Annotated in this window: 5 protein-coding genes; 1 reads left to right on the top strand and 4 read right to left on the bottom strand. The window is 65.0% G+C overall.

What is annotated here, in order from left to right; all coding sequences use genetic code 11:
• Positions 1-58 precede the first annotated feature (58 nt).
• From PMI02_RS03185 to PMI02_RS03170, 4 genes are all read right to left on the bottom strand, one after another.
• Complete coding sequence (locus PMI02_RS03185; RefSeq protein ID WP_007678615.1) at positions 59-1,540, bottom strand: amidohydrolase; 1,482 nt, start codon at positions 1,538-1,540, stop codon at positions 59-61.
• 20 nt (positions 1,541-1,560) lie between these two features.
• On the bottom strand, positions 1,561-3,849 hold the full coding sequence (locus PMI02_RS03180; RefSeq protein WP_007678613.1) for a TonB-dependent receptor: 2,289 nt from the start codon (positions 3,847-3,849) through the stop codon (positions 1,561-1,563).
• Positions 3,850-4,118: 269 nt separating this feature from the next.
• On the bottom strand, positions 4,119-5,741 hold the full coding sequence (locus PMI02_RS03175) for an alpha-L-fucosidase (RefSeq protein ID WP_369751201.1): 1,623 nt from the start codon (positions 5,739-5,741) through the stop codon (positions 4,119-4,121).
• Between the two features lie 37 nt (positions 5,742-5,778).
• Positions 5,779-7,437 (bottom strand): DUF5597 domain-containing protein, encoded by a 1,659-nt coding sequence (locus PMI02_RS03170; RefSeq protein WP_086000103.1) that lies wholly within the window; start codon positions 7,435-7,437, stop codon positions 5,779-5,781.
• 209 nt (positions 7,438-7,646) lie between these two features.
• Between PMI02_RS03170 and PMI02_RS03165 the strand changes: the two genes are divergently transcribed.
• A complete protein-coding gene (locus tag PMI02_RS03165; RefSeq protein ID WP_007678607.1) occupies positions 7,647-8,669 on the top strand; it encodes an alpha/beta hydrolase in 1,023 nt (340 codons plus the stop codon).
• The last annotated feature ends 11 nt before the right edge of the window (positions 8,670-8,680 follow it).

Genomic DNA, 8,680 nt, shown 5'->3' with positions numbered 1-8,680 from the left:
CGCCGTGCCCGGCACACAAAAAAGGGGCGGGTTCCAACCGGAACCCGCCCCCTTTTAGTTACTGCTTCACGACGCGATCGCCCGGGAGCGCGCTGCGCGCATAATCCAGCGGCGGTTTCCGGTTGCCGATCAACGGCACGTACTGGAAATCCGCACCCTGGCTGCGCTGCAGCTCCGCCTTGGCGTCGCGTAGCTTGTCGGGGTTGAGGAACAGCTGCGCGCCCGACAGCGCCAGCGTCTTGGCCGCCACTTCCGCGCCTTCCACACCAATCGAAGTGCCGCTCGCCGAGGCCGCCTGCCAGCTGTGCGGCGCCGTGCCCGGCACCCAGGTCGCGGTGCCGAGGCTGGCAGTGGGAACCACCCAGCTGATATCGCCGACATCCGACGAAGCCGAGCCCTTGCGCCCGAAATCGTACGCGCCGATGTCCGACGGCCCGCCCTTGGCCGCGCCCTTGGGCAAAGTCTTGGCGATGGTATCGGCATAGCGCTGCTGCTCGGGGGTGTAGCTGTACCCGCCGACCCGGCGCAGGCTGGTGTCGATCACGCGGCCCAGCGTGTCGTTGGGCAGGGTGCCGAAGCTGCCGCCGATGATTTCATATTCTAACTTGGTGCCGGTGGCGAGCGCGGCGCCCTCGCCCGCCTTGACCACCCGCTCGAACACGTCGCGCACGACCGCCGGGTCGTAGTGGCGCACGTAATAGAAGCTTTCGGCATGGGCGGGCACGATGTTCGGCTGGTCGCCGCCATCGGTGATCGTGTAGTGGACCCGCGCGTCCGAGGGGATGTGTTCGCGCAGGTAGTTCACCGCGACGTTCTGGATCTCTACCCCGTCGAGCGCCGAGCGGCCCCGCTCAGGCGCGGCCGCCGCGTGGGAGGCTACGCCGGTGAAGCGGAACTTGGCCGTCACCATCGACAGCAGTTGCCCCTGAGAAGCACCGTTGGAGCTGCCCGGATGCCAGCTGAGCACCGCGTCGACGTCTTTGAAGAAGCCGTCGCGCACGAGGTACGCCTTGGCGAAGCCGCCTTCCTCGGCGGGCGTGCCGTAGAGGCGCACGATGCCGGGGGTGCCGCTCGCCTTGAGCCACTTCGCCAGCGCGATCGCCGCCTCGACCGAGGCCGTGCCCAGCAGGTTGTGTCCGCAGGCATGGCCAGCAAGGCCGCCGCGCGAATGCTCGAGCGGCTCGTCGGTCTGCGACAGGCCGGGAAGCGCGTCGTACTCAGACAGCAGCGCGATCACCGGGCCCTTGGTGCCATAGGTGGCGGTGAACGCGGTCGGCATCCCGTCGGTCCCGGCCTCCACGCGGAAACCGGCGGCCTTGAGTTGCTGCTGCAGGAGCGCCGAACTCTGGTCCTCGTGGAAGCCTACTTCCGCCCACTCCCAGATCTTGCGGGCATTGGCCGCGAGCTGCGGCTTGCGCGCGTCGATCCCCGCGATGATCGCGGTGGTGTCCCTGTCGGACAGGGTTTCAGCGCCAGCTGCCGGGGCCATCGCGAAAGTCAGCGCGCCGAGGGCCGCGCAGGTCAGATGCTGATGTTTCATGGGGAAAATCTCCGTGGGCGTCAGAACGAGCCGGTCAGGTTGATGCCGTAAGTGCGCGGCGGGATGGTGGTGACGGTCTCGGTTGTGCCGCCCAGCGTGTTGCCGGCGGAGGTGCGCCCGGCCTTGTTCAGCAGATTGTTGACGTAGAAGAATACGCCGTACCGATCGCCCCGCACGCCGACCCGCGTGTTCGCCAGCGCATAGTCGCCGACCTTGCGGTAGCTGGCGGAGGTAGGGCGGAAATCCGCGCGCGAGGAGCCGACATAGGTCAGGTCTCCGCGCACGAGGCCGTTCCAGCCGCCCGAGCCCAGTGCCCATTCGTACTGCCCGGCGAAGCTGATCGTCTGCGGGGCGATGAACGGGATCTTGTCTCCGCGCCGCGCCGTGGATGCGAGCGGGGTGACGCCGTCGGGCACCTGGTCCTCGGTCAGCTTGGCGTCGGTCAGCACGGCGTTGACGTTGAACACGAGGCCGCGCGTGGGGTTCAGGGTGGCTTCCGCCTCAACGCCCTTGATCCGCGCGGCGCCGGCATTGCCGAGATAGAGGAAGCTGCCACTGTTGATGCTGACCTGCATGTCCGACCAGTCGGTGAGGTAGGCGCTCAGGTTCAGGATCAGCGCATCGTCGCCGAACGAGGTCTTGATGCCGCCTTCGTACGTGGTCAGCTTGTCAGGGCTGTAGGAGAGCGCCTGCGCCAGCCCGAGCACCTGGTTGACGCCGCCCGGACGGTAGCCGGTCGCCACCTGGCCGTAGACGAGGACGTTGTCGGCCGCCTTCCAGCTCGCATTGGCCTTGTAGAGCCAGCCGTTGTTCTTCGTCTTGTAGACCGCGAAGGGCGTGACGGCGGTTCGCAGGATGTCCAGCCCGATGGTGGTGTCGCCGCCCACGGTCTTGTCGTAGCTGTAGTAGCGCAGGCCGCCGGTCAAAGTCAGGCCCTCGACCGGGGTGACCGCGATCTCGCCGAACGCGGCCTTCTGCTTGAGCTTGTCGATGACGTGGCGCTGCAGCAGCGGGGTCGCGCCCTGGATCTGCGAACCGTCGCTGGCGTTGGTGCGGCGCGCTTCGGACAGGACCTTGGAATCGCGGTCCTCGTAGAAGCCGCCCAGGGTCCACTGGAACCACGAACTGCCGTTCGACTGCAGGCGCAGTTCGTTGGTCCAGTCGGTGACCGACTGCGGCTGGTAGTAGATGACGGGAAGCAGGCCATCGACATAGGAGTTGTAGGCCGCAAAGCCCGCGGGCGTGGCGCAGACCGCGGCGGTGAAGTGCGTGGCGCAGGTCGCGCGGGTCTTGAAGCTGCGGAACAGCGGGGTCGGGTCGCGGGTGACCAGGGTGTCGCGGTCCTGGTAGCTGGTGGTCGCGACGAGGTCGGCCAAGCCCAGTTCAGCGCGCGCCGACAGGCTGTAGAGCCGCTGCTTGTCGCTGTAGGGCACCTGCGAGGAATTGACCGCGTTGTACTTGCCTGCGCTGGGCGACCAGGTGCTGGCGCCGCCTTCGGAATAGAGGAAGTGCGCGGCGCCATCGATCGTCAGTCCCGGCGTCGGCACGAAGCGGACGAGGATGCGCCCGCCGTCGCTGCGTTCCGAATTGATACCCGTGAGGCCAAGGCCGGGGTTATCGACCCAGCCGTCGTTCTGGCGGCGGAAGTAGACCCCCCGCACGGCCAGCACGTCCTTGACGATGGGGACGTTCAGCGCCGCGTTGAGCTGGTAGCCCTCGCCGCCACCCTCGGTGGTGGTGGCGCCGACATCGACGCGGCCGCCGAATTCGAAGTCGGGCTTGCGGGTGACGAGGCGGATCGTGCCGCCCACCGCTCCGGCGCCGTAGAGCGTGCCCTGCGGCCCGCGCAGCACTTCGACGCGCTCCAGGTCGAACAGCTTGAAGTCCGACTGGCTGCCGCCCGGATCGCTGGTGGTGCCCGGCGGCCCGGCGACGGGGGTTTCGTCGTAGTAGATGCCCACCTGTGCGTCGCCGGCGCTGCGGATGCCGCGCAGGGTGATGCGTCGCTGGCCGGGGCCGGCGTCGGTGATCGTCAGGCTGGGCACGGCGCGCACGAGGTCGTTGGCGGAATCGATGCTTGCCGCACGCAGCGTGTCGTCCGAAATCGAGGTGATGCTGGCCGGCGCGTCCTGCAGCTTGATGGCGCGCTTCAGCGAGGTGACGACGATCTCCCCGCCCGTACCGCCACTGGCATCGGACGTGCTTTCGGCCGCGGCATCGGCATCCGCCGCCAATGCCGGCACGGTAAAACCGGGCGCCAGGAAACTGCCCAGCGTGACAGCGGCGGCGGCATTCAGATACTTGGTCATGGATTCCCCTGCAGATTGCTCGAGGCTTCCATAACAAGAACCGTGCCAGCGCATTTTTCCCGCCATTCATGGGCTTAGGTCGGCCGGGTGTTCATTGCCGGACAGCGACCCTGCGCAAAAACCCAATCGGTGCTGCCATTGCAGCAAGCTGCCGCGCGGGAGCCCCGGCCGCTCCAAATCGCTGCCGGGATCATCGATCGGCCGACAGATTCGAAAGCCCTGGCAAAAAGCTGGGCGCGTTGACCGAACGCCCGGAACGGGACGACTCGTCAAATCGTCGGTGATTTTGCCAAGCCGTTCCCCTCGATCTTTATGACGGGCACAATCCAATGGGTCTTCGGTAAACCAACGAATAGAGCATCTGCCGTTTGTCGCCACTCTAGGGATGCGCCCCCCAATAGCGTCACGCGCGCCACTTCTCCCGGCAAGGTACGTCGACCCAGCGAATTGAGCCGGAGCGGCTTGCTCGGCGGCACAAGCACCAGCGCATAGAGAACGCCCTTCGTGGTCGTGAAGCGAACATCCCCCTCGACGAATCCCTTGAATTCGCCTTCGTTCTGCATACCCGTCGGCAACACGGTCGGCCCTTCGCCGAAGACATGCCACGGCCGGGTGCCAAAGATTGCCTCTTGGTTGATCGCCATCCATTCCGCCATGCGATCGAGGATTCTTTCCTCCTCGGAATCGATCGTTCCGTCGCCTCGCTGCGGTATGGATAAAAGCAAGCTGCCGTTCTTGGACACCACGTCCGCCAGACGCTGGATGACCCCTTCCGCGCTAACATAGCTTCGGTCAGTGAAACGAGAACGGTTATAGAACCAGTCGCCGATGCAGGTATCGGTCTGCCATGGCTCATCCCAGATGCGGTTGGTGAAACCGCGCTCGACATCCTGCACCAGCCCCAAGCGGGCTTCGGGGGCCAGTTTCTTTGCGGTGAGCACCACATCAATCTTCCCATGCCAGGCGATTGAGCGGTTGTAGTAATCTGCCGCTGCCGAAAGGCCGTAAGGACCGAAAGGCAGGCCATGATCGTCGAAATAACACAGATCCGGCTGGTACTTGGCGACAAGGTCCATCTGCCGCAGCAACCAGTTGCGCGCGAAGTTCTCGTCGCCCGGTGGCGCGGTCTCAATCCACTGCCCGTCGTTCTGGTCGTGCCACGCATTCATGGCGGCGACGCTGTCGATCCCCTCGGGCGGCACCATATGGCGGCCGGTATAAAGTGCTTTCGGGTCGAGGCCGTCCCACCACTTGCCCTGCCCGTCCTCGCGTCGCAACTTGTACGCATCGTACCGCTCCCCTTTGCGCGGACCTTCGGCGTCGTATCCGTAGGCGGCCTGATACCAGTGCCATGCGTGCGAAATATGGTTGGAAACGCCGAACCGGAGGCCCGCCGCGCGCGCCGCCTTGGCCCAAGTCCCCACCACGTCACGCTTCGGGCCGACGTTCATCGCGCTCCAGGAATGGTGCGCGCTGTCGAAACAATCGAAGTTGTCGTGATGACAGGCGAGGCTGACGAAATACTTCGCACCCGCCTTCGCGTAGCGGCTCATGAGCGCATCGGGGTCCCAGCGGTCGGCCTTCCAGAGGTTCAGGAGATCCATCATGCCGGTGTCCGCCGGATGACCGTAGGTCCGCCGGTGATGTTCGTACATCGGATCGCCCTGCATGTAGAGCAGCCGTCCATACCAGTCGCCCTGCTCGGGCACCGCTTGCGGCCCCCAATGCGACCAGATGCCCAGCTTGGCGTCGCGGAACCACTCTGGATAGCGATAATTCGCCACCAGCGAATTCCAGGTCGGTTGGACCGGGCCGGAGGTACCGACATATTGCGCGATGGAGCGGCGGGACATGGCCGCCGCGCCCCCTGCGGCCGCCAACGCACCCGCCATGAACCTACGCCGGTCTGGCCGCATCGCCTTCAATTTCTCAATGTTGGCGCTGCGAATGGAAGCCGGTCGTAACCTTGAGCACCTGGGGCCGGTCGATCAGGTTGAAGCCGTAGTCGGTCTGATCGCCGTTCCACACGCGAGTCATCGCCCATTTCCCATCTTTGAAAGTCCCTTCCTCGACGGAGACGATCGTGCCGTCGGAGCGTCCGTTCGCAGCCGAGAACGTGACGCGCACGTGGTCGCCCATGACGAGATATTCCGTATCTGACAGTTGCGCGACCGCCAGACCGCCTACCGGCTCGTTGCTCCACGCGGCGGGCTCCGCCTTGATCCATGTCCAATCCTTCATGCCGAACTGCCACTGCCCCCAGCTTGCGGTGATCTTCCAGGCGCCCAGCGTCGTCGCCTGATCGGTGCCGTCGTCCGGCTTGGCCGCACCCCAGGTCGGGCGAGTGGCGGCGATGCGCGCCCAGTCGCGCATGATCGACCCGACCGCGGCATAAGGCAGCGCGAAGGCGGCAAGTGTCTCCTTGTCGAATGCCTTCGCGCCAAGCGGGTAGTTGTAATAGCCGGTGTCGTCCGTCCCGAAGGGCGAGAAGCCGATGCCGCCGCGCCCTATAGTGGGCCAGAAGAAGCGCGCGAATTCTTTGGCGTTGCCGATCTCGGGCACCATCAGCGCATTGTCCGGCCGAGCGTACTTATCGAGGTACTGGACGATATTGGCGCTAACGCGGTCATAGATATCGGGCGCGGCGAAGTCTATCGACGGCGCTGCCGCCTTCCATATGTCGAGCACGTCCCACTGCGGGCCGCCGCTGGCGACCCCGGTGGGGTCTGGCACGTTGGAGGGCCCCGCCAGAGACGCGTTGACGTACATCGGCAGCGGCTTCACCGCCTTGCCTGCCTCCGCTACAGCATTGACGTAGCTGGCCACGTACCAGGTGTTGAAGGCGCGCGGTGCCTGCTTGCCGAACACCTGCTCCCAGGTCCCGGACTTTCCGAGCCTGCCCGCCAGCGACGCCGGGATGGCCTGCGCAAACAGGCGGTTACCCTCGGCCGAGAAATCGCGCGGTACGGTGTAGGAGCCGGTCTCGTTTTCAGGCTGCACCATGATGACGGTGTTCTGCCGATCGTGATCGCGCAGGTATTCCATCACTTTGACAAAAGCTCGCCGGTCGGCCGCCATGGTATTCGCCGAATGCGCAGACAGGACAACATGGTCCTTGCCTTGCGAGTCTTTCATCCGCGGGAAGCGTCCATTGTCCAGCTTTACCCAAGCCGGCGTGTAGGCGGGGCTGGTGTTCTTCCAGGTGCCGAACCACAGCAGCACGACGCGTTTGTCGTGCGCCCGCGCCTGGTCAAGCAGTTCCTGGAGGAACGCGAAGTTATATTGGCCTTCCGCCGGCTCGACCTGCTCCCAGGCGATTGGCACCTCAACCGTGTTGGCATGCATCGCATCGAGCACGGGCCAGGCCGTCTTCAGTGGTTCGGCATAATTGCTCGAATTGTTCACTTGCCCGGCGAGCATCACGAAAGGTTCGCCGTCGACGATTAGGGAATGGCGACCATCACGCGTTTCGAGGCGCGGCAGTGGCGTGGTCTTTTCGGCGGCAGCGGCGGCAGCGGCGGCTCCGTCCACTCCAAGCGCGGAACCCAACGCCAGCGCGAGCGGCGCAGCTTTCAGGAATGTTTTCATCGTAACGAATGTGCCCACGGCCTCTTCCCTTGCGTCTGCCATACATCCGGACGCCATGAGGCGCCGTGACCGGAGTTGAGATAGAGGAGAGATACCGCTACCAATGCGATAGAGGAATAGGGTTGCAAAAAATTGCCTGGCTCCGCAACGATGGCGAAATCATTTGCCGGCGGTTGCAAGTCGCGGCGTGAATTGCGCGAGGAGATGAGATGACTGCGGCGCCAGATGAACCCGCCCTCCGAAATCCCGGTGCATCCCGCCGTTCAATTCTGGGCGGCCTCGCTTCCGCCTGCGCGCTGGCTGCGACCCGATCGGGCACAGCACACGCAGGCCCACGGTCGATCGTCTATTCTGGCCCCTTTATACCGCTCTGGCCCGGCGCTGCGCCAGGCGCGACCGCCGAAGCACCGATACGAGCGATCGAGCAGCGTTCCAGCGATGCGAATTTCGACGACCGCTGGGTAACCGGTATCGCCACACCCACACTCGAAGTGCGGCGGCCTGCGTATCAAGACGGGTCTGCCGTGGTGATCGTCCCTGGCGGTGGCTATGGCTTCCTATCCGTCGACAACGAAGGCGAAGAGCAGGCGCGCTGGCTTTCCGAGCGCGGCGTGACGTGCTTCATCCTTTATTATCGCCTTCCCCAAGAGGGTTGGAAGAACCAAGCGGTGGTGCCGCTGCAGGATATCCAGCGCGCCATTCGCGTGATACGCGCACGCGCCGGTGAGTTCGGCGTAGACCCGGCCCGGGTGGCGGTACTTGGCTTCTCCGCCGGCGGACATTTGGCGGGCAGCATCGCAACGCGCTTCGATGAACGAGTCTACACCCCGGTCGACACCGCGGATAACCAGTCTGCCCGCCCTGCCCTGGTCGGAATGATCTATCCGGTCGTTACGCTGGCACGGCCTTTCGCCCACGCAGGATCGCGCGATGCGTTGCTGGGTCCGGCATCGAGCAGCGCTGCGCGCAAGGCAGGGTCGATCGAAAACCGGGTCGCCAGGGATACGCCACCGGTATTCCTCGCCGCGGCCAGCGATGATGGCCTTGTCCCGATCGCCAACAGCGTGGCAATGTACGGGGCAATGCTTGCCAATGAGCGCCCCGTGGAATTTCATGGCTTCGACAAGGGCGGCCATGGTTTCGGATCACGGCTGCCCAAGGAGATCCCCGCTCACGCCTGGCCGGACCTGTTCTACGCTTATGGCCGGCGCCAAGGCGTCTACACCGCCTGATCAATTTCCGG

The sequence above is a fragment of the Novosphingobium sp. AP12 genome (assembly GCF_000281975.1).
In the GTDB taxonomy this organism is placed as follows: Bacteria; Pseudomonadota; Alphaproteobacteria; order Sphingomonadales; family Sphingomonadaceae; genus Novosphingobium.
This window is presented reverse-complemented; position numbering and strand designations above follow the sequence as displayed.

Excerpts from the sequence above, each read along its gene's own strand:
- PMI02_RS03185 (WP_007678615.1), bottom strand. The coding sequence starts at position 1,540 with ATGAAACATCAGCATCTGACCTGCGCGGCCCTCGGCGCGCTGACTTTC.
- PMI02_RS03180 (WP_007678613.1), bottom strand. The coding sequence starts at position 3,849 with ATGACCAAGTATCTGAATGCCGCCGCCGCTGTCACGCTGGGCAGTTTC.
- PMI02_RS03175 (WP_369751201.1), bottom strand. The coding sequence starts at position 5,741 with ATGGCGGGTGCGTTGGCGGCCGCAGGGGGCGCGGCGGCCATGTCCCGC.
- PMI02_RS03170 (WP_086000103.1), bottom strand. The coding sequence starts at position 7,437 with ATGAAAACATTCCTGAAAGCTGCGCCGCTCGCGCTGGCGTTGGGTTCC.
- PMI02_RS03165 (WP_007678607.1), top strand. The coding sequence starts at position 7,647 with ATGACTGCGGCGCCAGATGAACCCGCCCTCCGAAATCCCGGTGCATCC.